This is a genomic window from Rahnella sp. CFA14(1/10), from assembly GCF_004195095.1.
GTDB lineage: Bacteria > Pseudomonadota > Gammaproteobacteria > Enterobacterales > Enterobacteriaceae > Rahnella > Rahnella perminowiae.
Window position 1 is genome coordinate 667,374 of sequence record NZ_SEWS01000001.1, and the last position, 25,905, is coordinate 693,278.

20 protein-coding genes and 6 tRNA genes are annotated in these 25,905 nt (G+C 51.0%); 18 read left to right on the forward strand and 8 right to left on the reverse strand.

Going from position 1 to position 25,905, the window contains the following annotated elements; translation table 11 throughout:
* The first annotated feature begins 6 nt into the window (after nucleotides 1-6).
* The 3 genes from kdpC to kdpE are packed head-to-tail and all read left to right on the forward strand — an operon-like array spanning nucleotide 7 to nucleotide 4,009.
* Nucleotides 7-600 carry a potassium-transporting ATPase subunit KdpC gene (gene kdpC / locus EVX52_RS03345; RefSeq protein ID WP_129952032.1) on the forward strand — a complete coding sequence of 198 codons (594 nt, stop codon included), beginning with the start codon at nucleotides 7-9 and terminating at the stop codon, nucleotides 598-600.
* 26 nt (nucleotides 601-626) lie between these two features.
* Nucleotides 627-3,323, forward strand: a complete 2,697-nt coding sequence (gene kdpD / locus EVX52_RS03350) for a two-component system sensor histidine kinase KdpD (RefSeq protein WP_129990579.1) — start codon at nucleotides 627-629, stop codon at nucleotides 3,321-3,323.
* Nucleotides 3,320-4,009 (forward strand): two-component system response regulator KdpE, encoded by a 690-nt coding sequence (gene kdpE / locus EVX52_RS03355; protein ID WP_129952034.1) that lies wholly within the window; start codon nucleotides 3,320-3,322, stop codon nucleotides 4,007-4,009. Before kdpD ends, kdpE begins: the two co-directional genes overlap by 4 nt.
* On the opposite strand, the gene EVX52_RS03360 is transcribed toward kdpE, so the two are convergent.
* From EVX52_RS03360 to seqA, 3 genes are all read right to left on the reverse strand, one after another.
* Complete coding sequence (locus EVX52_RS03360; RefSeq protein WP_129990580.1) at nucleotides 3,999-4,694, reverse strand: PadR family transcriptional regulator; 696 nt, start codon at nucleotides 4,692-4,694, stop codon at nucleotides 3,999-4,001. The two genes, kdpE and EVX52_RS03360, sit on opposite strands and share 11 nt — an antisense overlap.
* A gap of 184 nt (nucleotides 4,695-4,878) precedes the next feature.
* Nucleotides 4,879-6,522: a phosphoglucomutase (alpha-D-glucose-1,6-bisphosphate-dependent) gene (gene pgm / locus EVX52_RS03365; RefSeq protein ID WP_129990581.1), complete on the reverse strand. Its 1,644-nt coding sequence runs from the start codon at nucleotides 6,520-6,522 to the stop codon at nucleotides 4,879-4,881.
* Nucleotides 6,523-6,546: 24 nt separating this feature from the next.
* On the reverse strand, nucleotides 6,547-7,101 hold the full coding sequence (gene seqA, locus EVX52_RS03370; RefSeq protein WP_129952037.1) for a replication initiation negative regulator SeqA: 555 nt from the start codon (nucleotides 7,099-7,101) through the stop codon (nucleotides 6,547-6,549).
* 241 nt (nucleotides 7,102-7,342) lie between these two features.
* On the opposite strand from seqA, the gene ybfF reads away from it, so the two are divergent.
* Nucleotides 7,343-8,125 carry an esterase gene (gene ybfF, locus EVX52_RS03375; protein WP_129990617.1) on the forward strand — a complete coding sequence of 261 codons (783 nt, stop codon included), beginning with the start codon at nucleotides 7,343-7,345 and terminating at the stop codon, nucleotides 8,123-8,125.
* Nucleotides 8,126-8,386: 261 nt separating this feature from the next.
* A complete protein-coding gene (gene ybfE, locus EVX52_RS03380) occupies nucleotides 8,387-8,668 on the forward strand; it encodes a LexA regulated protein (RefSeq protein ID WP_015690259.1) in 282 nt (93 codons plus the stop codon).
* A gap of 75 nt (nucleotides 8,669-8,743) precedes the next feature.
* Here ybfE and EVX52_RS03385 read toward each other — a convergent pair whose 3' ends face one another.
* Complete coding sequence (locus tag EVX52_RS03385; RefSeq protein ID WP_129952038.1) at nucleotides 8,744-10,408, reverse strand: methyl-accepting chemotaxis protein; 1,665 nt, start codon at nucleotides 10,406-10,408, stop codon at nucleotides 8,744-8,746.
* A 421-nt stretch (nucleotides 10,409-10,829) separates the two neighbouring features.
* On the opposite strand from EVX52_RS03385, the gene fldA reads away from it, so the two are divergent.
* Nucleotides 10,830-11,357, forward strand: coding sequence for a flavodoxin FldA (gene fldA, locus EVX52_RS03390; RefSeq protein ID WP_013576468.1), 528 nt, complete (start codon nucleotides 10,830-10,832; stop codon nucleotides 11,355-11,357).
* 311 nt (nucleotides 11,358-11,668) lie between these two features.
* A complete protein-coding gene (gene fur, locus EVX52_RS03395) occupies nucleotides 11,669-12,124 on the forward strand; it encodes a ferric iron uptake transcriptional regulator (protein ID WP_015698140.1) in 456 nt (151 codons plus the stop codon).
* A 132-nt stretch (nucleotides 12,125-12,256) separates the two neighbouring features.
* Here the strand turns inward: fur and chiQ are convergent, their stop codons facing one another.
* From chiQ to nagE, 4 genes are all read right to left on the reverse strand, one after another.
* Nucleotides 12,257-12,592, reverse strand: coding sequence for a ChiQ/YbfN family lipoprotein (gene chiQ / locus EVX52_RS03400; protein WP_165385159.1), 336 nt, complete (start codon nucleotides 12,590-12,592; stop codon nucleotides 12,257-12,259).
* A 13-nt stretch (nucleotides 12,593-12,605) separates the two neighbouring features.
* Nucleotides 12,606-14,018, reverse strand: a complete 1,413-nt coding sequence (locus tag EVX52_RS03405) for an OprD family outer membrane porin (protein WP_235173185.1) — start codon at nucleotides 14,016-14,018, stop codon at nucleotides 12,606-12,608.
* Between the two features lie 484 nt (nucleotides 14,019-14,502).
* On the reverse strand, nucleotides 14,503-16,173 hold the full coding sequence (gene glnS / locus EVX52_RS03410; RefSeq protein WP_129990584.1) for a glutamine--tRNA ligase: 1,671 nt from the start codon (nucleotides 16,171-16,173) through the stop codon (nucleotides 14,503-14,505).
* 193 nt (nucleotides 16,174-16,366) lie between these two features.
* Nucleotides 16,367-18,319 carry a PTS N-acetyl glucosamine transporter subunit IIABC gene (gene nagE, locus EVX52_RS03415; RefSeq protein WP_129990585.1) on the reverse strand — a complete coding sequence of 651 codons (1,953 nt, stop codon included), beginning with the start codon at nucleotides 18,317-18,319 and terminating at the stop codon, nucleotides 16,367-16,369.
* 446 nt (nucleotides 18,320-18,765) lie between these two features.
* Here nagE and nagB point away from each other — a divergent pair, with 446 nt between their 5' ends.
* From nagB to EVX52_RS03470, 11 genes are all read left to right on the forward strand, one after another.
* On the forward strand, nucleotides 18,766-19,566 hold the full coding sequence (gene nagB / locus EVX52_RS03420; RefSeq protein ID WP_129952043.1) for a glucosamine-6-phosphate deaminase: 801 nt from the start codon (nucleotides 18,766-18,768) through the stop codon (nucleotides 19,564-19,566).
* A 143-nt stretch (nucleotides 19,567-19,709) separates the two neighbouring features.
* Complete coding sequence (gene nagA, locus EVX52_RS03425) at nucleotides 19,710-20,849, forward strand: N-acetylglucosamine-6-phosphate deacetylase (RefSeq protein ID WP_129952150.1); 1,140 nt, start codon at nucleotides 19,710-19,712, stop codon at nucleotides 20,847-20,849.
* A 20-nt stretch (nucleotides 20,850-20,869) separates the two neighbouring features.
* Entirely contained in the window at nucleotides 20,870-22,093 is a 1,224-nt protein-coding gene (locus tag EVX52_RS03430) for an N-acetylglucosamine repressor (protein ID WP_129952044.1), read from the forward strand.
* Nucleotides 22,094-22,150: 57 nt separating this feature from the next.
* The gene (locus EVX52_RS03435) at nucleotides 22,151-22,903 is read left to right on the forward strand and encodes an HAD-IIA family hydrolase (RefSeq protein WP_037040039.1); all 753 of its coding nucleotides are present in this window, start codon (nucleotides 22,151-22,153) and stop codon (nucleotides 22,901-22,903) included.
* A 361-nt stretch (nucleotides 22,904-23,264) separates the two neighbouring features.
* Nucleotides 23,265-24,929 (forward strand): asparagine synthase B, encoded by a 1,665-nt coding sequence (gene asnB, locus EVX52_RS03440; protein ID WP_129990586.1) that lies wholly within the window; start codon nucleotides 23,265-23,267, stop codon nucleotides 24,927-24,929.
* Between the two features lie 228 nt (nucleotides 24,930-25,157).
* Nucleotides 25,158-25,234: transfer RNA gene (locus EVX52_RS03445), tRNA-Met, on the forward strand.
* 7 nt (nucleotides 25,235-25,241) lie between these two features.
* A tRNA-Leu gene (locus EVX52_RS03450) sits at nucleotides 25,242-25,326 on the forward strand.
* Between the two features lie 23 nt (nucleotides 25,327-25,349).
* Nucleotides 25,350-25,424: transfer RNA gene (locus EVX52_RS03455), tRNA-Gln, on the forward strand.
* A gap of 70 nt (nucleotides 25,425-25,494) precedes the next feature.
* Nucleotides 25,495-25,569 (forward strand) — tRNA-Gln (locus EVX52_RS03460).
* Nucleotides 25,570-25,661: 92 nt separating this feature from the next.
* Nucleotides 25,662-25,738 (forward strand) — tRNA-Met (locus tag EVX52_RS03465).
* A 44-nt stretch (nucleotides 25,739-25,782) separates the two neighbouring features.
* Nucleotides 25,783-25,857, forward strand: a tRNA-Gln gene (locus tag EVX52_RS03470).
* The last annotated feature ends 48 nt before the right edge of the window (nucleotides 25,858-25,905 follow it).

Sequence of the window (25,905 nt, forward strand, 5' to 3'; positions counted from 1 at the left end):
ACCATTATGTCCGTAAGAAGAATGAACTATGTACGCCCGGCTCTGGTGATGACGGTTCTGCTGACGCTGATAACCGGCGTGGCGTATCCGCTGCTGACCACCGGCGTTTCAGAGCTGGTATTCCGCCAGCAGGCAACGGGTTCGCTGATAAAAGACGGCGGCAATAAAGTGATTGGCTCAGAACTCATCGGGCAAAATTTTACCCGCAATGATTACTTTTGGGGCCGCCCGTCAGTTACCTCTGATTCACCGTATAACCCGATGGCGTCGGGAGGGAGCAATCTGGCTGCCAGTAACCCGGCGCTGGATCAGGCAGTGAAAGACCGCGTGGCGATGCTGCGAAAAGCCAATCCGCAAAGTCCGGCGGCCGTGCCGGTGGATCTGGTCACCGCCAGCGCCAGCGGGCTGGATCCGCAGATTTCGGTGGAAGCGGCACAGTGGCAGGCTCCGCGCATTGCCACCGCGCGCGGGCTGCCACTGGCGCAAGTGAATAAATTGATTGATGATAATACCTCCTCACCACTGATTGGTTACCTCGGCCCGGACGTCGTGAACGTGCTCGGACTGAACTTAGCGCTGGATGAACTGAAAGCAAACTAACTTATCAACCAACCTGACAGGATGATATGACAGACGAAAGACCCGATCCCGACAGCCTGCTGGCGCTCGCCAATGAGAAGCCACGCGGGCAACTGAAAGTCTTTTTCGGCGCCTGTGCGGGCGTCGGGAAAACTTTTGCCATGTTGCAGGAAGCGCAGCGCCTGCGCGCCACCGGCCTCGACGTGCTGGTTGGCGTAGTGGAAACTCACGGACGGCAGGAAACGCAGGCGCTGCTGCCGGGGCTTTCTCTGTTACCGCCGAAACGTATTCATCATCGCGGACGTCAGGTTCAGGAGTTTGACCTTGATGCCGCCCTGGCCCGCCGCCCTGCCCTGATCCTGATGGACGAACTGGCGCACAGTAACGCCGCCGGATCGCGCCATCCGAAACGCTGGCAGGATGTCGAAGAGTTGCTTGATGCCGGTATCGATGTGTTTACCACCGTGAACGTTCAGCATCTGGAAAGCCTGAACGATGTGGTCAGCGGCGTCACCGGTATCATTATTCGTGAAACGGTTCCCGACCGTTTGTTTGATGATGCCAGCGAAGTGGTGCTGGTAGATTTACCGCCTGACTCCCTGCGTCAGCGTCTCAAAGAAGGTAAAGTTTATATCCCCGGTCAGGCCGAACGCGCCATCGAACACTTTTTTCGTAAAGGCAATCTGATTGCCCTGCGGGAGCTTTCCCTGCGTCGTACTGCTGACCGGGTTGACGACCAGATGCGCGAATACCGCGATGATCAGGGTGTCAGTCGTGTCTGGCATACCCGTGATGCACTGTTGCTGTGTATCGGTCACAGCGGGGGGAATGAGAAATTAATCCGCGTCGCCTCGCGCCTCGCAGCGCGCCTCGGTTGTGTCTGGCACGCTGTATATGTTGAAACCCCGCGCCTGCACCGTTTACCTGAAGGCCAGCGCCGCGCCATTCTGCATTCCCTGAAACTGGCGCAGGAACTGGGGGCAGAAACTGCCACGCTCTCCGATCCGCAGGAAGAACAGGCGATTTTGCGTTACGCCCGTGAACATCGTCTGGGCAAAATTATGACCGGCCGGCGGCGGGAAAAGCGCTGGAAATTTAGCGCCAGCTTTGCTGACAAGTTGGCCGAAATCGCCCCCGATCTTGATTTAATCGTCGTCGGCCTGGAAGACGCGCCGGTAACACCTCTGCGCAAAGAGCAGGACTTACGCACTTTCGCCGATCGCTTCAGCCGCCAGTTATGGGGCTGCGCTCTTGCCGTGGCGCTGTGCGCGGTGATCACCATGATGTCGCAATGGCTGGTGCCGACTTTCGATCAGGCCAATCTGGTGATGGTGTATCTGCTCGGCGTGGTGATTGTTGCCCTGTTTTATGGCCGCTGGCCGTCGGTGCTGGCGGCGGTAATCAATGTCGTCAGCTTTGATCTGTTTTTCGTACAACCGCGCGGCTCGCTGGCGGTGACTGACGCGCAATACCTGGTGACCTTCGGCGTAATGCTGATTGTCGGCATTCTGATCGGGAATCTGACCGCAGGCGTCCGTTATCAGGCACGTATCGCGCGTCACCGTGAAAAACGTGCGCAGCATTTGTATGAAATGTCCAAAGGACTCAGTCAGTCGCTGACGCCGGAAGCCATCGCGCAGACCAGCCGCCACTTTATTTCTTCCAGTCTGAACGCCAAAACCGCCATTTTGCTGCCACAGGAGAACGGCGAACTGATGCAGCCGGCCGGCGAAATGACTTCGATTGTGGTCGATGATGCTATCGCCCGCTGGAGTTTCGACAAGAAACTGCCAGCCGGTGCGGGCACGGATACCCTGCCCGGCGTGCCCTACCAGCTTCTGCCGCTGGTTGCATCCGGTGAATCGCGTGGCCTGCTGGCGGTCGAACCGCCGAATATCCGTCAACTGTTAGTACCGGAACAACAGCGTCTGTTACAGACCTTTACCGTGCTGATCGCCAATGCACTGGAACGTCTGCATCTGGCCGCCAGCGCAGAAACGGCGCGGCTGGAAACCGAACGCGAACAACTGCGTAACTCATTGCTTTCTGCGCTTTCCCACGATTTACGTACACCGCTGACGGTGCTTTTCGGCCAGGCGGAAATCCTCACGCTGGATCTTGCCGCAGAAGGATCAAAGCATGCACCGCAGGCCAGCCAGATCCGTCAGCAGGTGCTAAGCACTACCCGGCTGGTCAACAACCTGCTGGATATGGCGCGTATTCAGTCCGGTGGATTTAATCTGCGTAAAGAATGGCAGTCGGTGGAAGAAATCACCGGCAGCGCATTGCGGATGCTCGAACCGGTGCTGGCGCACGACAATATTAAAATCGATTTACCCCAGGAAATGGTCCTGGTTAACTGCGACGCCAGCCTGATCGAACGGGTGCTGATCAATCTGCTCGAAAACGCCCATAAATATGCCGGAACCGGTGCGACAATTGGCATTAAAGCCACGCCGCTGGAGGAGTGGCTGGAGATGGAAGTCTGGGATAACGGTCCCGGTATTCCGGCTGGTGCCGAGCACACTATTTTCGAAAAATTCGCCCGCGGTAATAAAGAATCCGCTATTCCGGGCGTGGGGTTGGGATTAGCGATTTGTCGTGCCATTATTGAGGTGCACGACGGACGGATCTGGGCGGAAAATGGCCCGAACGGCGGTGCGCGTTTTCGTTTCAGGCTGCCGCTCGAGGCGTTGCCGGAGATGGAAGGTGACATGGAAAAAGACATCGACGAGGTATCGTGAGCGCATCCCCGGTAAATATTTTAATTGTTGAAGACGAAAAAGAGATCCGCCGCTTTGTGCGTACAGCACTGGAGGCGGAAGGCTTGCGGGTGTTTGAGAGTGAAACGCTGCAACGCGGGCTGATTGAAGCCGGAACCCGTAAACCGGATCTGATTATTCTCGATCTCGGTTTACCGGACGGTGACGGCCTGACGTATATTCGCGATTTGCGCCACTGGAGCGCTATCCCGATTATCGTCTTGTCGGCGCGCACCCGCGAGGAAGACAAGATAGCGGCGCTGGATGCCGGTGCCGATGATTTTCTTACCAAGCCGTTTGGCGTAGGTGAACTGCTGGCGCGGGTTCGTGTGGCTCTGCGCCGCCATACCGGCAGCGCACAGGAAAGTCCGCTGGTGACGTTTGCAGATGTGACGGTGGATTTGATCAACCGGCGCGTACAGCGTAACGGTGAAGATTGTCATCTGACGCCGATTGAGTTTCGCCTGCTGGCCGAACTGCTGGCCAACAGCGGTAAAGTCATCACTCAGCGTCAGTTACTGAGCCACGTCTGGGGCCCGAATTATGTTGAACACAGCCATTATCTGCGCATCTACATGGGACATTTGCGGCAGAAACTGGAGGCCGATGCCACCCGGCCACGTCATTTACTGACCGAAACCGGCGTGGGCTATCGCTTTATGCCTTAGGCTGGTCGGTCTCCGGTTTGGCCTCACCAAATTCGGCTTCCAGACTTTCAGCGGCTTGCTGCAAAATCGCACTCACACGCACCACCTGTTCCGGCGTTAAATCCGCCCGCATCATGTTAGAACGCAGCGCGTGACGCAGGCGGTGCATCGATTCATGAATGCCTTCTGCCAGGTTGTTTTCACGCGGACGCTGCGCCCCCGCCAGACGGGCAAAAATCATATCAACCGTCGCCTGATGCTGTGCCAGTTCCGCTTTACCGGCTTCCGTTATCTGGTAGCTTTTCCGGCCGTTGCCCGTGGCGACAGGCTCCAGGAAGTCCTGCTCTTCCAGCAGTGTCAGCGTCGGGTAAATCACGCCCGGGCTTGGCACGTAAAGACCGGAAGAGGCTTCTTCAATCGCTTTGATCAGTTCGTAACCGTGGCTCGGTTTCTTCGCCACCAGCGCCAGCAGTACGCGGCGTAAATCGCCATGTTCAAACAGACGGTGTGCACCGCGTTCACCACGGCGGCCTTCACCACGCCCGCGATGTTCACGCCCTTCTTCACCACGATGGCGACCGTCACGACGTAACATGTGACGCTCGCTGTGATCGCTGTATTCTGATTCATGTCGGCAATGGCCGCGATGCCCTTCTTCACGACTACCGTGGCCGCGATGGCGACCCTCAAACATTTTACTAAACATAGTGCATGTCCTATTTAGATATATCGAATCATTTCGATATATCTAAACTAGATCGGTTTTCAGAAACTGGCAAGACCGGGAAGCGAATTTAGATATATCTTTTTATGTCTAAACTTCCGGCAAAAAACGGGCAAAAAAAAAAGCGCTGAATAATCAGCGCCTTTGATGAGATAAAGAAAACGGCTTATTTCGCGTCAGCAAGCACTTTACTGACGATTTCTACCGCTTCTTTCTCGATTTGCTCACGATGTTCAGCACCGAGGAAGCTTTCACAATAGATCTTGTAAGCTTCTTCCGTACCGGACGGACGCGCCGCGAACCAGCCATTTTTGGTCATCACTTTCAGACCACCGATAGACGCGCCGTTACCCGGTGCGTTGGTCAAACGGGCAGTGATCGGGTCACCGGCCAGTGTGTCAGCTTTCACCTGTTCAGGAGAGAGTTTAGACAGTGCGGCTTTCTGCGCGTGCGTCGCAGGTGCCTGAATACGGTTGTAGCTTGGTGCACCAAAGCGCGCAGCCAGTTCGTTGTAATGTTCCTGCGGGTTCTTGCCGGTAACCGCAGTAATTTCTGCGGCCAGCAGGCACATGATGATCCCATCTTTGTCGGTCGACCAGGGTGTGCCGTCAAAACGCAGGAAAGAAGCCCCGGCACTTTCTTCGCCACCAAATCCGAAGCTGCCGTCAAACAGACCATCAACAAACCATTTGAACCCAACCGGCACTTCCACCAGTTTACGGCCCAAATCTTCTACCACGCGGTCGATCATCGCACTCGATACCAGCGTTTTACCGACAGCAACCTCTTTGCCCCATTGCGGACGATGCTGGAACAGATACTGAATCGCTACCGCCAGATAATGGTTCGGGTTCATCAGACCGGCAGGCGTCACAATACCGTGACGGTCATAATCCGGGTCATTGGCAAAGGCCAGATCGAATTTATCACGCAGCGCCAGCAGACCGGCCATTGCAGATTCAGACGAGCAGTCCATACGGATCACGCCGTCATGGTCGAGATGCATAAAACGGAAAGTCTGATCGACTTCATCGTTAACCAGCGTCAGATCCAGTTGGTAATGTTCCGCGATACGCTTCCAGTATTCGATACCGGAACCGCCAAGCGGATCGACACCCAGTTTCAGACCCGCTTTCTGAATCGCAGCCATATCAACGATATCGGTCAGCCCTTCGATAAACGGCTGAACCAGATCTTTCGCTTGCAGATGGCCACTTTTCCACGCCAGATCCAGAGACTGACGTTTCACGCCTGCCAGTTTTGCGGCCAGCAATGCGTTAGCACGTTTCTCAATCACGGAAGTCAGATTAGTATCTGCCGGCCCCCCGTTGGTCGGGTTATATTTGATGCCGCCATCTTCCGGTGGGTTGTGTGAAGGCGTGATGACGATGCCATCCGCCAGCGCGCCGCCGTGACGATTATGCGTCAGAATGGCGTGCGACACCGCTGGGGTCGGCGTGAACCCGTTATCTTCCTGAACAATGACATCCACGCCATTGGCGGTCAGCACTTCCAGCACAGAGATAAACGCCGGTTCGGACAACGCATGGGTGTCTTTACCCACGTAGCACGGGCCGGTGGTACCCTGCTCTTTACGCACTTCGGCAATCGCCTGAGCAATTGCCAGGATGTGCGCTTCATTAAAGCTGTGACGCAACGCACTACCGCGATGGCCGGACGTACCAAATTTCACAGCATGTGCCGTGTTTGCCGGATCCGGTTGCAGAACGTAATACTGTGACGTTAACTGCGCCACATTGATCAAATCGCTTTGCTGAGCAGGTTGCCCTGCACGGGGGTGATTAGCCACTGGCGCTTCTCCCTTACGCTGAAATTAGAGGGTGCCGCATACTTTATCAGTCAGTTCCGCCGGGAACTGCATGAGCTGCATGATGTGTTCGATCATGCTGCGTTTGCGACCTGTGTTGGTATTCGTAATAACCCAATACGGCGTTCCGGGAACGTGTTTAGGTTTGGTATGTATGCCGTTTTGCAGCAAGGTTTGCTGGTCACCGGCAAAATAAGTCCGCGTGCGCCCGGTCAGAGAGTCGGTCGCTGTCGCAAATTCTTTAGGGTTCAGGGTATACAAGGTCGAGAGGATCAGCATAAAACGATTAACCGCTTTAGTCTGTTCTGCGTATTCGTCGGACAACAGCAGTTCACGGACGGCGCGGACTTTATCACGCGACGTCGGTGCCGCTGCGACAGCAGGTTTTTCCTGCGCAACAGTTCCGGCAATAACAGAAGTCGTCGCTGGCGCGTCAGGAGCGGTCTGACCGGCAGTAAACTTCAACATACGGCGTAAAATATCAGACGCACTTTCACCGATTGCCTGCGTGTGGCTGGCAATGTAGCGGTAGAGTTCTTCGTCAACCTCAATAGTTTTCATCTTTATCCAGTACTGTTCTTCTACTTAATTCATTCAAAAGGATTATACAAATTTCTACGCAGTAACAAACAGGGGAATTGCGCTGCAAAGTAAAATCCAGACAACTTCCCGATTTTGCTGCATGCAGGCTCCGGCCCGTTCTGTTCCTGGTAGTCAAATCCCGCTCAGGCATCTGGCAGACACTTTCTGTTTTAAAAAATTATCCGCAAGTCATGATAACCTAATGAGATTGTTTATCTGTATGAACTTCTCTATGAAATTACATTATCGCCTGCAGGAATCTGAAGTGACTGGCAGCACTGCACTGCCGGTTTTGCTTATCCACGGATTGTTCGGCACCCTGGATAATCTGGGTATTCTGGCCCGTGACCTGAGACAACAGCATAACGTGTTACAGGTGGATTTGCGTAATCATGGCCAGTCCGGACGTTCTGATGAAATGTCTTACGCCGCCATGGCACAAGATTTAGAAGAAACGCTGGATGCTGTTGGTTTCCAAAAAATCATCGTTATCGGCCATTCGATGGGCGGCAAAGCCGCGATGGCGCTGACGGCACGGATCCCCGATCGTATCGAAAAGTTGATCGCCATTGATGTCGCCCCCGTGGATTATCACGTCCGTCGTCATGATGAGATTTTCGCGGCCATTAACGCTGTGACCGACGCAAGACTCCGTGACCGCACGTCTGCCAGCGACTGTATGCGCCAGTATATAAAGGAAGACGGCGTGATCCAGTTTTTGCTTAAATCCTTCCGCCAGGGCGAATGGTGCTTCAACGTGCCCGTGCTGCTCAGTGAATACGAAACCATTACCGGCTGGGAAGATGTGCCAGCATGGGATCATCCGGCGCTGTTTATCCGCGGGAGCTTATCGCCGTATGTGCAGGATGAATATCGCGACGCGATTGCCCGCCAGTTTCCACAGGCCAAAGCGCATGTGGTGGCGGGAGCCGGTCACTGGGTGCATGCGGAAAGACCCGATGCGGTACTGCGCGCTGTGCACCGTTTCATCGATGTGGCCTGAGGTTTAACATCCTGGGGATAAATTGTGCAAAAAGTCTGCACAACTTAAGAAGTTATCATGAAATCAGGGCAATCAGGCGTTGTGAACCCCTGGGGCGCCAGTGTATGATTGCGCGCTATAATTTTGCCGCCCCGTTTTACTCACAGTGAGTCGCGGGGGGTGAATTGGGTCAGGGTTTCTTAGCCCGAAATGTGTGAAACGCTCGTCAGGAACGGCTTGCCGTTTCCCGATGTAAAAACTTCCCTGGTTGTACCTCTACCTATGGCAAAAGAACAACTGGATCGCACGACGATTGATCTGTTCGCAGATGACCGTCGTCCGGGGCGTCCAAAAACAAATCCGCTATCCCGTGATGAACAGCTCAGGATCAATAAGCGCAACCAGTTACGCCGCGATAAAGCGAGCGGCCTGCGTCGTGTGGAGCTGAAAATGAATGCCGATGCTGTTGACATGCTCAATAAGCTGGCAGAAGAACGCAATATCAGTCGTAGCGAATTGATTGAAGAGATGCTGCTGTCGCATCTTAACGGTCATGAAGGTTGATTGAAAAGCGGGTAACCCGATAAGGCTACCCGTTTGTTTTTCTTAATTATTCCACGCTAATTTACGTCTTCCCACTCAGAACGTTTCCCAGTTTTCAGCACTTTTTGCCGAAAGCCTGCCGGTATCAGGACGCAACAAGGGTGCTGAAATCGACTTCGCCGGACGTGAACCCACATTCGTGACGCTGTCTTTCAGTTTGAACGTTGCGACGGCGTTGTTGAGCAACGAAGCCTGTTCTTCCAGCGATACTGCGGCCTGTGACGCCTGTTCTACCAGTGCGGCGTTCTGTTGTGTAACGCTGTCCATTTCTGTGACCGCTACCGCTACCTGGCTGATTCCTTTACTTTGTTCGTCAGACGCAGACGCAATTTCCGCCATGATGTCGGTGACATGCGTAATTGAGCGCACCACTTCATTCATCGTCTGACCGGCGTTTTCAACAAGTTTCGAGCCGCTGTCGACGCGGGAAACCGATTCGCTGATGAGCTGTTCGATTTCTTTTGCAGCCTGCGCACTGCGTTGTGCCAGGCTGCGCACCTCGCTGGCAACCACTGCAAAACCACGCCCCTGCTCGCCTGCACGTGCTGCTTCTACTGCGGCATTCAGCGCCAGAATGTTGGTCTGGAAAGCGATGCTGTTAATCACGGAAGTGATTTCAGCAATTTTCTTCGAACTGCCGGAGATATCTTTCATGGTGCTGACCACATCCGCCACGATGTTGCCACCTTTCTGCGCAGTGGTAGAAGCTTCCATAACCAGCTGGCTGGCATGATGAGCGTTATCAGCATTGTGCTTAACCGTCGCAGTCAGTTCTTCCATGCTGGCAGCGGTTTCTTCCAGTGCAGATGCCTGCTCTTCCGTACGGGAAGATAAATCGTTGTTTCCGGCTGAAATTTCTGACGCGCCCTGATAGATGTGATTGGTGCAGTTGCGGATGGTCTGAACGGTATTCACCAGGCTAGACTGCATCAGGTTCAGTAACGGAATCAGCTTACCGGCGCAGTTTTTACCGAACTCATCCAGATAAAGTGTCAGATCGCCGCTTGCTATCACCGCGAAGTGATCACGGATTTTATCCAAGGGTTTCACCAGCGCCATGACCAGATAACGGTCAGTCAGTAATAAGATCACCAGCCCGATACCAAAGGCCGTCAGCAGAATCACTTTGCTGAATGAGGTCAGATGGGCAGACTGCCGTTGCGATGCATCAAAATCTACCGCGATCTGACCGCCGACTTTGTCCATCGAGACACCAAAACTGCGGCTCAGTGCAGGTACGGTAGTGTTGGCTAACTGGTTATATAACTCCGTGTTCTTACTGAAGGCTGCGTCGAACATTGGCGTGACGCCCTGGGTAATCAGATTTTCCCAATTGGTGATCAGTTCCTGCACGGCAACATCTTCCAGCCCCGGATGCGGCGCCGTTTTAAAATTAGCCAGTGCCTGGGTCAGCCCGGTGAGGGATTGTTTGGCGGTATCAAAAATTTCCGGACCTTTTGACGGATCGGCCTGAAGCTGTGCGACGGCACGCGTAAGGCGAGTTACGGTACGGAAATACTGATCATTTCCTTTATTGATCAGCGCCATATTATTGACCAGCTCGGTACTGTTTTTGGTATTTTGGGTCAGTGTGTCAAGGGAGGTAACGGTGTATAGGGAAACACCCGCCCACATGACACAAAAAATGCCAAGAATTGTTAACAAAGCGGCCCTGATGGTAATATTTTTTAAAAACTGCACGATATGCCTCTCTCGAAACATGACTGTTTCTGGCCTGAGGATTGAGGGGGATGCGGAGAATCAAGACAGGTAACCAGCAGGCAAGTGCCCCAGGACATGTTTGAACACCTCTCCGGGCATCGATTTCTTTATTATGTTGAGATTGCTCTCGCATCATCTATCGGCGGAATATTCTCGAAATTTAGTATTGTGACGACTTATTTCTTCAATTTGCGTTTGACCTTATTCAGCCTGAGGTTAACGCACCCTGCGTGAAAGCACACAAAGGCGATAACACTTAAAAATATTGCCCGATAAACTTATTCCCCAGCTAAGAAGGCGAGCAGAAGCATATTCTCCGCCGCACGAGTTTGCTATCATCTGCATTATTATTGCCTGCGTTGCAGAGCACTTCATTGAGAACAAGAGGTTAGGTAATCTTATGGCCGTTGTAGGTATCTTCTTTGGATCCGATACAGGTAACACCGAAAACATCGCAAAAATGATCCAGAAACAGTTGGGTAAAGATGTTGCAGAGGTGCATGACATTGCGAAGAGCAGCAAAGAGGATCTGGAAAAATTCGATATTTTGCTTATCGGTATTCCAACCTGGTATTACGGTGAAGCGCAGTGTGACTGGGACGACTTTTTCCCAACGCTGGAAGAGATAGATTTCGAAGGTAAGCTGGTTGCACTGTTTGGCTGTGGTGACCAGGAAGACTATGCCGAATATTTTTGCGATGCACTGGGCACCGTGCGCGATATCATTGAGCCACGCGGCGCAGTGATTGTCGGACACTGGCCTACCGAAGGGTATCACTTTGAAGCCTCTAAAGGCCTGGCTGATGATAAGCATTTCATAGGCCTGGCAATTGACGAAGATCGCCAGCCGGAACTGACCAGTGAACGTGTTGATGCCTGGGTGAAACAGATCACAGAAGAACTCAGCCTTTCTGAAATTATTGGCTAAAAACCCTGTTGGCCCTGAGGATTTATTCTACAATTGAAGGGCCAAACTATTACTGAAATTAACAATTTAACTGCTACAAAATTGTAACTTTCGGTCGTATCAAGGTACACTGAGTTCCTCTGTTTTTTCTATCGATCAAGTCGTTGCATTACCAATGTGACCGGCAAATTGTGATCTTTATTAACAGGCTATCGTTGACGACAATTGGCACACTTGCGTAAACGAAGAGACTAAACGAATAATTTGTGCCGCCGATGCCACAGGCTGCATGCCTCAACTTGATTAGCACATAGTAACAGGACTGAATCCGCATGACTGACAACAACACCGCACTGAAGAAAGCTGGCTTAAAAGTCACGCTTCCGCGCCTCAAAATCCTGGAAGTGCTGCAAGCGCCGGAAGGTCATCACGTTAGTGCGGAAGATCTTTACAAGCAATTAATTGATATGGGTGAAGAAATTGGCCTGGCAACGGTTTACCGCGTTCTGAACCAGTTCGACGACGCCGGTATCGTTACCCGTCATAATTTCGAAGGCGGCAAGTCCGTATTCGAACTGACTCAGCAGCATCACCACGATCACCTCATCTGCCTGGATTGCGGACGTGTAATCGAATTTCGTGATGAGTATATTGAAGGCCGTCAGCGTGAGATTGCTAAGAAACACGGCATCAAACTGACCAACCATAGTCTGTATCTCTATGGTCATTGTGAAGCAGGTGATTGCCGCGAAGATGAGTCTTTGCACAACGATAAACCTGCGCACTAATATGGCATGTGGCAACCCCGTTGCCGACAGGCTGTGAATTCATTAACCGCTGAAAAGCGGTTTTTTTATGTCTGGATTTCAGCAACCCTAAAAAAACCCCGGCACGCCGGGGTTTGATTTCTGCGATTCGTTTTACGGTTTCGGAGCGTTATTGGCCCGGATTTCCTGCCATATCTTTCCGCAATCTGCGGCATACGCCTGACCATTACCGGTTTTGCGTGCCGTAAGACACTGCTGGTAATCCACCACGCGAACCGTTTCCTGTTCCGCAAATTTTTGGTGGGCTTTTTCCTGTTTCAGCACATTCAGCACCGCCTGACAGGATGCCAGTTTATCCGGATTGCCTTCCGCTGTATTAATACAGGCGCTGTAAGCCTCACGCGTTTTGGATATTTCAGCCTGACCGGCTGTCGGCGCACAACCCGCCAGCAGAACAGCGGATACCACGGTCATCAATAATTTATTCATCGACATAGCGACCTCAGAAAATAGTGAATGGAGCGATAACGATGAATTTCACGTCTTTTTCATCCTGGAAAATATTGCCGTATCCGCCGCCCCAGCTTGGAATATCCGAATGATTGTCATACTGGGTGTAATGCAGTTTGAACAATGTCCCTTTCGCACGGCCTTCCTGAATGGTGTACAGCGCATCCAGACTCCAGGCGCTTTCTTTCAGGCGCTGACTCTGGTCGTAAGCCGCGTTAGTGCTCGGCCTGGCATCCCATGCATAAACATAGGAGCCACCGACGGCTAAGCCCGGTAAATCCCATTTTGCCAGGTCATACAACACGCCTGCATATACTGCTTTTTCACCGTTAGCGTTGAAGTCCGAACGGTTGTCCCACCACACATCAAGACGGCCGTTTGAAGAGGAATACGTCGGCGTCATACGTTGCAGGAAGTAACCCTGGTTCCCTTCCGCTTTCACCATCGTCCCTTCCAGACGCCAGTTGAACTGACCCGTGGTATAGCCGAAAGTTAATGCCTGCAACCAGGCCAGACCATCATACAAACTGTTTGGATCATTTTTGTCGCTGATACGATCTTCTGCCCCATAGAACTGATAGCTGGTAGTCAGCGGATTGCCCAGCAAATCTATTTTGTACGAGGCTTTGCCAAAGTACTGATCGACATAACTTTCAGCCTGACCAAACGCGCCTTCCAGCACGAAGTCATTTTTAAAGTCATATTTCGCACCGAGGGAGTGAATATAAGAAACGCCGGTTTTCTTATCATTCTGGCGGAAATCATCCATTTCCAGATGCCAGGGCGATTTATATTCGTCGGCCCACATATAGGAGAAACTCAGTTCACCCGCATCACCGAAATCATGTTTATACCCGGCTTCCGCACCGCGATAAGTCCCCGGCATGAAGCTCCAGTGCGGTGCGATCAACGTCTGCCCTGTGGGCTGAATATAGCCCGCATGTCCCCAGAATCCGCCATATTTAAATTTACCGGCCGCTTTGTAGAGACTGACCCCGCCTTTATCACCTGAGTAATCCTCGTCATAAGCGTGGTTTTTAGAAGAGAATGCAATTTCGTTTGGATGAGTGCTGTCACTGGCTTCGGCTAATTCAATGGCGGTGAAGGCCGCAACGTCGATACCGAACATGTCCCAGGCATAACCAGAGGAAAAATCGAGATTCAGGTTAGCAGTGGAGTGTGAAAGGTTAGTCGCGTATTTGTTGTAGTCGGAATTATTGACGGTGACTTTTGAGCCATCCGGACGGGTTTCTTCTTTGGTTTTGTTCAAATCTTTGCGGTCACGTTCACGCTGCCAGTAATACACGCCACCGGTCAGTGTGGAATCATCGATAAAACCGGCCGCGCTGGCCTCGTGTGAAAACATCATTCCGCCACTCAGTAAAGTGCCGGCGAGAGAATACATGGCAGGTTTCAGGTAAGCCGATCCCCTGCCCCTGTTAAGGTGCTTATGCATAGAGATTCCTCATTTTGACTAAAAATTTCGTGCAAAACCCAAACGGGTATCAAAATCGGCCGTCAGAGACGTAACCGGTTAAATCAACATTAAGAGTATTTTTCGCGACGCGAATTATCAATGGGTAATTAATCATTGATCATCGAAGTATGACAAAGTGCACATAAAGATGAAAAAATGTAACTATATGTCTTAAGGCAGGATCAGACCGACAGATTATTTAAATAGAGAGAATAAACAAGTCACTAAGTTTTACTGAGGAAAGGTTAAAACGTTTCAGCCACGGAAAGCACTGGAAATGAGCGTTTAAAAATCATACATCGGGAACACATTAATTCGCGACGAAAACCAATTTTTTGCAGTAGCAAAATAAAACCCGGACATAAAAAAACGCAGCCTGAGCTGCGTTTTTAAAACCTTATCGCGATGACTTTTATGCGACCGGTTTACTTGCCCATGTATCACGCAGGCCCACGGTACGGTTAAATACCAGATGTTCCGCGCCGGAGTAGCGACTGTCAGCGCAGAAATAACCTTCACGCTCGAACTGCAGGCTGATTTCAGCCTGAGCAGCCACCAGCGACGGTTCAACAAAACCGTGCGCAATCACCAGAGACTCCGGGTTGATTGTGGTCAGGAAATCTTCTGCCTGCCCGGGGTTGGCAACATTGAACAGACGGTCATACAAGCGGAACTCAGCCGGTTTACCTTCTGAAGCCGAAACCCAGTGGATCACACCTTTCACCTTGCGGCCATCGGCAGGATCTTTACTGAGGGTGTCGATATCGTAAGAGCAGAAAATCGTGGTGATATTCCCTTCTGCGTCTTTCTCGATACGTTCTGCTTTGATCACATAGGCATTACGCAGACGCACTTCTTTGCCCAACACCAGACGCTTGTACTGTTTATTGGCTTCTTCACGGAAATCGGCCTGATCGATGTAAATCTCACGGGTAAACGGTACTTCGCGGCTGCCCATTTCCGGTTTGTTCGGATGGTTCGGCATCTTCACCCACTGCACAGCATCACCCGTAAAGTTTTCAATGATCACTTTAACCGGATTGATCACTGCCATAGCGCGCGGTGCATTCTCGTTCAGATCGTCACGGATACAGGATTCCAGCGCCATCATTTCAACGTTGTTATCCTGCTTGGTCACACCGATACGACGGCAGAATTCACGGATTGAAGCAGCGGTGTAACCCCGGCGACGCAGGCCCGACACCGTCGGCATACGCGGATCGTCCCAGCCTTCAACAATCTTCTCCGTTACCAACAGGTTCAGCTTACGCTTGGACATGATGGAATATTCTAGATTCAGACGGGAGAATTCGTACTGACGCGGGTGGCAGGGAATAGAAATATTATCCAGCACCCAGTCGTAGAGACGACGGTTATCCTGGAATTCCAGCGTACACAGCGAATGGGTGATCCCTTCCAGCGCATCGGAAATGCAGTGGGTAAAATCGTACATCGGATAGATGCACCATTTTTTACCGGTCTGGTGGTGTTCTGCGAACTTAATACGGTACAGAACCGGATCACGCATGACAAAGAATGGCGAGGCCATGTCGATTTTAGCACGCAGACAGGCAGCGCCTTCAGCGAACTCACCGTTACGCATTTTTTCAAACAGCGCAATATTCTCTTCTACGCTACGATCGCGATACGGGCTGTTTTTACCCGGCGACGTCAGTGAACCGCGGTATTCACGGATCTGCTCAGGAGACAGTTCATCCACATACGCCAGACCTTTGTTGATCAGTTCCAGCGCGTAAGCATGCAGTTGATCAAAATAGTCCGAGGAGTAATGAATATCGCCGCTCCAGTCGAAACCTAACCACTGAACGTCGTGTTTGATCGACTCAACGAATTCGATATCTTCTTTTGCCGGATTGGTATCGTCAAAACGCAGATTGCACTGCCCCTGATAGTCTTGTGCAATGCCGAAATTCAGGCAGATAGATTTCGCATGACCGATATGCAGATAACCATTAGGCTCAGGCGGGAAACGGGTGCGAACGGTATTATGTTTCCCGGTCGCCAGATCTTCATCAATAATCTGACGGATAAAATTTGTTGGGCGGGCTTCAGCCTCACTCATTGTGCAATTCCTCTACGCAACATTGACTCTACGGATAACCGCTTATGTTCCAACAAGCCACGTCGGGAAACAACCGTTAGTTGCATAAAATCGTGGTTATCTCTGCTGCGTCTGTTCTCAGGCAATAAAAAAGCGGGAAGAGATCGCTCTCTTCCCGCTGTCACTCCGTCAACCTGTTACGCCATCTGGCGAATTATTTGCTCTGGATGTCGAACAGCTTGGTCTGTCCCGCGACCACGGAACCACTGGCCAGTGAGACCACACCGGTATAATCATCAATATTACTGACGACGACCGGGCTTATCATTGAACGGGCATTGGCGTTCAGATAATCCAGATCCAGTTCGAGCACAGGCTGACCGGCGGTGACTGTTGCGCCTTCCTCGACCAGTCGGGTAAAGCCCTGTCCGTTCAGCGCCACAGTATCAATCCCCATATGCACCACGATCTCAGCACCGGAAGTGGTTTCCAGGCAGAAAGCATGATTGGTATTGAAGATTTTCACGACGGTGCCCGCGGCTGGCGATACCACAATTTTATCGGTAGGACGAATAGCGACACCATCACCTACGGCTTTGCTGGCAAAGGCTTCATCAGGCACCTGATCCAGCGCGACGATATCACCCGTTACCGGAGATACTAAAGTTTCCACTACCGTTTTCACGCTGTTTGGCACGGCCTGAGGTGCAGTTTTGACAGCAGCAACCGGCTCAGCCGTTGCAACACCTGCGGCGACTGGCCCGCGAGCCATCACTTTTTTCATTGCATCAGCCAGAGATTCAGCTTTTGCACCCACAATAACCTGAATGCTTTGTTTATTCAGACGAACAATTCCTGACGCACCCAGACGTTTACAGGCAGCATCATCAACGGTGCCCGCATCTTTTACATTCAGACGCAGACGGGTAATACAGGCGTCAATACCTTTGAAGTTGTCAGAACCGCCCAGCGCACCGATGTAACTCAGCGCCAGCTGGTTCAGACCTTCTTCTGTATTGCTGTTCGCTTCCGGCTCACCGATATGCTCAACGTCGTCTTCACGACCCGGCGTTTTCAGGTTGAACATGCGGATAATTACGCTAAACAGAACAAAGTAGATGACGAAGAACACGACGCCCATCACCAGCAACATCCAGACGTTTTTGCTGGCTGCTGGCAGGTTGTACATCAACGCATAGTCGATGGCACCTGCGGAGAAGGAGAAGCCGGCGTGGATACCCAACGCTGTCGCAATGTACAGGCTGACCCCGGTAAGGATAGCGTGGACTAAATACAGTAGCGGAGCCAGGAACATGAACAGGAATTCTAATGGCTCGGTCACACCGGTCAGGAATGCGGTCACCGCGACTGAAACCAGCATACCGCCAACCAACGAACGACGCTCTTTCGGTGCAGCGAAGTACATGGCACATGCTGCGCCTGGCAGACCGAACATCATGATTGGGAAGAAGCCGGACATGAACATCCCTGCAGTGCCGTCACCCGCGTAGAAGCGGTTGATGTCACCGTGGAATACAGTACCCGCAGCGTTAGTGAAGTCACCAATCTGGAACCATGCGATGGTGTTCAGAACCTGATGCAGACCGGTTGGGATCAGCAAACGGTTTACGAAACCAAAGATACCTGCACCGAATGCACCAGCACCTACGATCCACTCCCCACCCGCACGGATTGCATCCTGCACCGGAGGCCAGACGTAACCGAAGATAGCGGCCAGAATCAGACAGAAGAAGCCGGTTGCGATAGGAACGAAGCGTTTCCCACCGAAGAAACTCAGGAAGTCAGGCAGTTTGATATCAGACCAGCGGTTGTAAACCATACCGCCCACCAGACCGGTGATAATACCGGCCAGCACGCCCATGTTTACCGCAGGGTTGATGGTGATCATCGCTTTAGTCAGGATGAAGTAACCAATACCACCTGCTAATGCTGCTGCCCCGGCATTGTCTTTAGACCAGCTGGATGCCACACCAATAGCAAAAATTAATGCGAGGTTATCGAAAATCCCGCCACCGGCTTGCGCGATGAAAGGCATATTAAGAAGATCAGGCTGACCGAAACGCAGCAATAAAGCAGCGACTGGCAGTACGGCTATCGGCAGCTGTAGCGCTCTGCCTAAACGCTGAAAGAATCCAAGAATATTCACATTTCCCCCTATCCGCCGTCAGGCGAATCACCTAAGTAGTTTAATTAGTATGGTTACTACCTTTACATTTACCGTTCCGATTTAACCAACTGCACTTATAACTAACAGCAATGCGAGTGTAAAAAGATTATTTCGTATCGCAAATTAAAACCTCTCTTTTTGTGAGAATCGTCACCAAAAAGAGGTGATAACATGCCATTTTACTGGTCAAGACACCAAACTTATTTTATCATTAAAAAAATCCAGACGGCATTGTGCCACTCATAAACCGTTGCGGTGGTTTACGCTTAACAAAACCGCCTTTGAACCGACGAACTTAGTTTTTGCTTTGACTACCTATATCCGAGTCATTGACGTTGCAGACAGAGAGCAGTCAATACCCCCTGCTACGCCAAGGACAAAGGATATCAACAGTATATTCAATATTCTGAAACTCGAGGTATCTGATGAGACTTATTCCGTTAAACACCCCCACTGAAGTTGGCAAATGGGCTGCACGTCATATCGTTGAACGCATCAACGCGTTTAAACCCACTGCAGACCGTCCTTTTGTATTAGGCTTACCAACCGGGGGTACCCCGCTCGAAGCTTACAAGCATTTAATCGCTATGCATAAAGCAGGCCAGGTTAGCTTTAAGCATGTAGTGACTTTCAACATGGACGAATATGTCGGCCTGCCGCAGGAACACCCTGAGAGCTACCATACGTTTATGTACAAAAACTTCTTTGACCACGTTGATATTCCACGCGAAAACATCAATCTTCTGAATGGTAACGCACCCGACGTCAACGAAGAATGCCGCCAGTACGAAGCGAAAATTAAGTCTTACGGCAAAATTAACCTGTTTATGGGTGGCGTGGGCAACGACGGGCATATCGCATTCAACGAACCGGCTTCTTCTCTGGCTTCCCGTACCCGTATCAAAACCCTGACGCATGAAACCCGTATCGCGAACTCACGTTTCTTCGACAATGATGTCTCTCAGGTGCCAAAATACGCCCTGACCGTGGGTGTTGGCACACTGCTGGATGCGGAAGAAGTGATGATTCTGGTCACTGGTCATGCTAAAGCGCAGGCACTGGAAGCGGCTGTTGAAGGTAATATCAACCACATGTGGACCATCAGTTGCCTGCAATTGCACGCAAAAGCCGTTATGGTGTGTGATGAACCTTCCACCATGGAACTGAAAGTCAAAACTGTTAAATATTTCCGCGAGTTAGAAGCGGAAAATATGAAAAACCTTTAATTAATTGAGTCCCCGAAAGCATTGGAGTTGCAGCAAGACGGCAACTGAACGAATCTCCGGGAGCTTACTCAAGTAAGTGACCGGAGTGAGTGAAGGCAGCCAACGCCGCTGCGGCTCAAAGGATTTAGGGGAATGGGGGCATGATGTACGCATTGATTGAGGGCCGGGTCTATACCGGTCATGACGTTCTGGATAACCACGCGGTAGTGATTGCCGATGGCAAAATCGAACGTGTCTGCCCGGTGAGTGAATTGCCGGCGAATGTGGAAACCCGCAGTCTGGATGGTGCCATTCTTGCCCCCGGATTTATCGATCTGCAACTTAATGGTTGTGGCGGTGTGCAGTTCAACGATTCACTGGAAGCGATTTCAGTAGAAACGTTAGAAATCATGCAGAAAGCCAATGAAAAATCCGGATGTACCAGTTTCTTGCCGACGCTCATTACCTGTAGCGATGACTACATGAAACACGGCATTAGCGTCATGCGCACCTATCTGGAAAAGTATCCAAATCAGGCATTGGGCCTGCATCTGGAAGGACCGTACCTCAGCCCGCTGAAAAAAGGCACGCATAATCCGGCCTTTATCCGGCTGCCAGACAGCGCAATGATTGATTTCCTGTGCGCCAATGCGGATGTAATTACCCAACTGACGCTCGCACCTGAACAGGTTGATGCAAAATATATCCGCCAGTTGCATGAAGCAGGAATCGTCATTTCCGCAGGTCATTCAAATTCAACCTATGCTGAAGCACGTGCCGGTTTTGCCGCAGGTATCAGCTTTGCTACGCACCTTTATAATGCAATGCCTGCTATCACAGGTCGTCAGCCTGGTCTTATTGGTGCAATTTTTGATACGCCGGAAGTGTATACCGGCGTGATCGCTGACGGTCTGCATGTCGACTGGGCGAATATCCGCAACGCGAAAAAGCTCAAAGGTGAGAAGCTGGTGCTGGTCACCGACGCAACTGCCCCTGCTGGCGCGAATATTGATGAGTTCATTTTTGCCGGTAAAACAATATACTACCGTGACGGACTCTGTGTGGACGAAAACGGAACACTGAGCGGCTCGGCCCTGACAATGATTGAAGCGGTGCAAAACAGCGTCGAACATGTCGGGATTGCTCTGGATGAAACGCTGCGTATGGCAACGCTTTATCCGGCACGCGCTATTGGTGTTGCCGATCAACTGGGCAGCATCGAAGCAGGAAAAGTCGCTAACCTCACCGCGTTCACTCATGATTTTAAAATCACAAAAACTATCGTTAATGGTGACGAAGTTTAATTGAGCGGATAAAAGCATTGATGACAACTGGCGGACAGCAGGCACAAATCGGCAACGTTGATCTGGTGAAGCAGTTAAACGGCGCGGCGGTTTACCGCCTGATTGACCAACAAGGTCCCATTTCGCGCATTCAGATTGCTGACATGAGTCAGTTAGCGCCCGCCAGTGTCACCAAAATCACCCGACAATTACTTGAGCGCGGGCTGATTAAAGAAGTTGACCAGCAGGCTTCCACCGGGGGTCGGCGCGCGATTTCTATCATCACCGAAACCCGCCCTTTCCATACCGTCGCAGTGCGTCTTGGTCGTCATGATGCGACGATTACACTCTATGATCTCAGCGCCAAATCTCTGGCCGAACAACATTACGCCCTGCCCGAACGGACTCAGGAAACCCTCGAAAATGCCCTGTTCGAGGCGATTGCGCAATTCATCGAATTTAATCAGCGCAAAATTCGCGAACTGATTGCCATTTCCGTCATCCTTCCGGGGCTGGTCGATCCGAATAAAGGCATCGTGCGCTACATGCCACATATCAGCGTGGGCGCGTGGAAATTAGTCGATGCGCTGGAGGCCCGGTTTAAAGTTACCAGCTTTGTTGGCCACGATATCCGCAGCCTGGCACTTGCCGAGCATTACTTTGGTGCTACCCGCGACTGCCAGGACTCTATTTTGGTTCGTTTACATCGCGGTACCGGTGCCGGAATCATCGTTAACGGCCAGATTTTTCTCGGCAGTAACGGCAACGTCGGTGAAATTGGCCATATACAGATCGACCCGCTGGGCGAACGCTGTCATTGCGGTAATTTCGGCTGTCTGGAAACCGTTGCGGCTAACGCTGCCATCGAAAATCGGGTACGTCATTTACTGACACAAGGTTATGCCAGCAAACTCAGCCTGAACGATTGCTCAATTTCGGCGATCTGCAAAGCCGCCAACCGCCACGATCCGCTGGCAACCGAAGTCATCGAACACGTTGGCCGCCAGTTGGGTAAAGGTGTCTCGATCGCGATAAACCTGTTTAATCCGCAAAAAGTGGTGATAGCCGGCGAAATTACCGAAGCCGATAAAGTGCTGCTTCCGGCGATTCAGAACTGTATAAATGCGCAGGTTCTGAAAGATTTCCGGCGTAATTTACCCGTTGTGACGTCCGCCCTGAATCATCAGTCAGCGATTGGTGCGTTTGCCCTGGTTAAACGGGCAATGTTAAATGGCGTTCTGTTACAGCGCCTGATGGAAAATTAAGACGTGCTATAGTATCTGGCTGCCAGAAATGGGACTGAAAATGTGGGTTTGGAAATCATGACGATAAAGAACGTAATTTGTGACATTGATGGCGTGCTGTTGCACGACAATACCGCAGTACCCGGTGCCGACCGTTTTCTGGCGCGGATTCAGGAACAGGGGATGCCTTTGGTCATTCTCACTAACTACCCTTCCCAGACAGCACAAGATCTGGCAAACCGTTTCAGCGCTGCCGGTCTTGACGTGCCTGAAAGTGCTTTTTTCACTTCCGCCATGGCCACCGCTGATTTTCTCAAACGTCAGGAAGGCAAAAAAGCCTATGTCGTCGGCGAAGGTGCCCTGATTCATGAATTATATAAAGCCGGTTTTACCATTACCGATATCAATCCTGATTTCGTGATTGTCGGTGAGACCCGTTCTTATAACTGGGACATGATCCATAAAGCCGCCTATTTTGTGGCAAACGGCGCGCGCTTTATCGCAACAAATCCTGATAATCACGGGCACGGTTTTGTACCGGCCTGCGGTGCGTTGTGTGCACCTATCGAAAAAATCACCGGACGCCAGCCGTTTTATGTCGGCAAACCGAGTCCGTGGATTATCCGTTCGGCACTCAATAAAATGCAGGCGCATTCCGAAGATACCGTCATCGTGGGTGATAATCTGCGGACTGACATTCTGGCGGGCTTCCAGGCAGGTCTGGAAACCGTTCTGGTGCTGACCGGCGTTTCCACACTCAATGATATAGAGGGCATGCCTTTCCGCCCGACCTGGATTTACCCTTCCGTGGCCGACATTGACGTGATTTAAGCCTTTCCGTTAACTGCCTGAAAACGAGTCTGAATTTTTATTCAGGCTCTTTTTTTTGACCTTTTCGCCTGATTTTTATCCACTTTTCTCTTTTTTTGAATCCTCCTCAATTTTTGACGATTAAATTAATAATCCGCTAATTAAACACCCTAAAAATTGATAATCCATCAAAGATAACCCGTCATCAACCAACTATTTATCAGAAGAGCGTTAAACCGCTTGCACAACATGGGGGTTTTGACGCATTTTCATAGTCAGCAACACAACAACGCCGGGTTAAAACTGAAAGAACGGCAACGTTGATCCTCATTCGTAATCATAAAAATGACAGCCAGAGAAACGTCGTTAGGGAGAAAGTAATATGTGTTCAATTTTCGGTGTGCTCGATATCAAAACTGACTCTGTCGAGCTGCGCAAAAAAGCGCTGGAACTGTCGCGCCTGATGCGTCACCGCGGACCCGACTGGTCCGGTGTGTTTGCCAGCGATAAAGCCATTCTGTCGCATGAGCGTCTGTCTATTGTCGACGTCAACAACGGCGCACAACCTTTGTACAACGCGGCACACACGCATGTTCTGGCTGTTAATGGCGAAATCTACAACCACCAGGCTTTGCGCGCTGAACTGGGCGATAAGTATGAATTCCAGACTGCGTCTGACTGTGAAGTTATTCTGGCGTTGTATCAGGAAAAAGGCCCTGCCTTCCTCGATGAATTGCAAGGCATGTTCGCCTTCATCCTTTATGACACCGAAAAAGACGCGTATCTGATTGGCCGTGACCACTTAGGCATCATCCCGCTGTATATGGGTTATGACGAATACGGCAACATGTATGTGGCTTCAGAGATGAAAGCGCTGGTGCCGGTATGCCGCACCATCAAAGAATTCCCGGCAGGCAGTTATTTGTGGAGCCAGGACGGTGAAATTCGCGAATACTACCAGCGCGACTGGTTTGACTTCGACAATGTCAAAGACAACGTGACCGACGCCACAGCGCTGAAAGATGCGCTGGAAGAATCGGTGAAAAGTCATCTGATGTCTGATGTGCCTTACGGCGTCCTGCTATCCGGTGGCCTGGATTCCTCTGTAATTTCTGCCATTACCAAGAAATTTGCCGGCCGCCGTATCGAAGATAAAGATCAGAGCGAAGCCTGGTGGCCGCAGTTGCACTCCTTTGCCGTCGGCCTGCAAGGTTCCCCGGACCTGCGTGCAGCTCAGGAAGTGGCAAACCATTTGGGTACCGTGCACCACGAAATTCATTTCACCGTGCAGGAAGGTCTGGATGCGATCCGCGACGTGATTTATCACATCGAAACTTACGATGTCACGACGATCCGCGCGTCAACACCAATGTATCTGATGTCGCGTAAAATCAAAGCGATGGGTATCAAGATGGTGTTGTCCGGCGAAGGGGCGGACGAAGTCCTCGGTGGTTATCTGTATTTCCACAAAGCGCCGAATGCCAAAGAATTCCACGAAGAAACTGTACGTAAATTACTGGCTCTGCACATGTATGACTGTGCGCGTGCCAACAAAGCGATGTCAGCCTGGGGTGTGGAAGCCCGCGTACCGTTCCTGGATAAAAAATTCCTCGACGTCGCAATGCGTATCAACCCAAAAGACAAAATGTGCGGTAATGGCAAGATGGAAAAGCATATCCTGCGTGAATGTTTCGAGTCTTATCTGCCACACAGCGTTGCATGGCGTCAGAAAGAACAATTCTCTGATGGTGTAGGTTACAGCTGGATCGATACTTTAAAAGAAGTGGCCTCTCAGCAGATCACCGATCAACAGCTCGAAACTGCACATTTCCGTTTCCCGTATAACACACCAACATCAAAAGAAGGCTACCTGTATCGTACGATTTTTGAAGAACTGTTCCCGGTGCCAAGTGCGGCAGAATGTGTGCCTGGCGGTCCGTCAGTAGCCTGTTCTTCAGCGAAAGCGATCGAGTGGGATGAAGCATTCAAAAACATGGACGATCCGTCAGGCCGTGCTGTTGGCGTGCATCAGTCCGCCTACAAATAACCGATTTACCGGTAAATCTCCTTATAGCAAACGGGCCTCTCAGGGCCCGTTTTTTTATGAGGAAAGCCAGTAAAAATAATGTCTTTTGCCCAATTAATCACCAGAGTGGTTATAAGCCAGACAAATGGACGCCCTCCGGCCTTTTTCTCCAAAAAAGGTGTTGACGCAAAACGGTCATATACGCATAATGCGCCCCGCAACGCCGATGAAGGTAGCGCGAAAAAAGATGGCTACGTAGCTCAGTTGGTTAGAGCACATCACTCATAATGATGGGGTCACAGGTTCGAATCCCGTCGTAGCCACCATCTTTTTGCGGGAGTGGCGAAATTGGTAGACGCACTAGATTTAGGTTCTAGCGCCGCAAGGTGTGCGAGTTCAAGTCTCGCCTCCCGCACCATTTCCAGACATCGGTAGCACAGTTGGGGTATCGCCAAGCGGTAAGGCACTGGTTTTTGATACCAGCATTCCCAGGTTCGAATCCTGGTACCCCAGCCATTTTCTTACCTTTCACATTGTTATATTGATGTGGTTGTGAGGAAAATCCAGTTTGAAGAAGTTGTACTGTTGGGGTATCGCCAAGCGGTAAGGCACTGGTTTTTGATACCAGCATACCCTGGTTCGAATCCAGGTACCCCAGCCATACTTCTTTCTGTATAATTGGTAAGCACTTGAAATTTATTATTAAGTTAGTTAAATTAGTGCTTGAAGTTTTGAAGTAAGTCAGTAAAATTTGGCTACGTAGCTCAGCTGGTTAGAGCACATCACTCATAATGATGGGGTCACAGGTTCAAATCCCGTCGTAGCCACCATTTTACTTGCAGTACACTGCTCAAAAGGTAGTGAGAAACAAAATTGGGGTGTCGCCAAGCGGTAAGGCTCTGGTTTCTGATACCAGCATACCCAGGTTCGAATCCTGGCACCCCAGCCACATTAGAAAGGCCTGCTTTTTAGCAGGCCTTTTGCTTTTCTACACTTC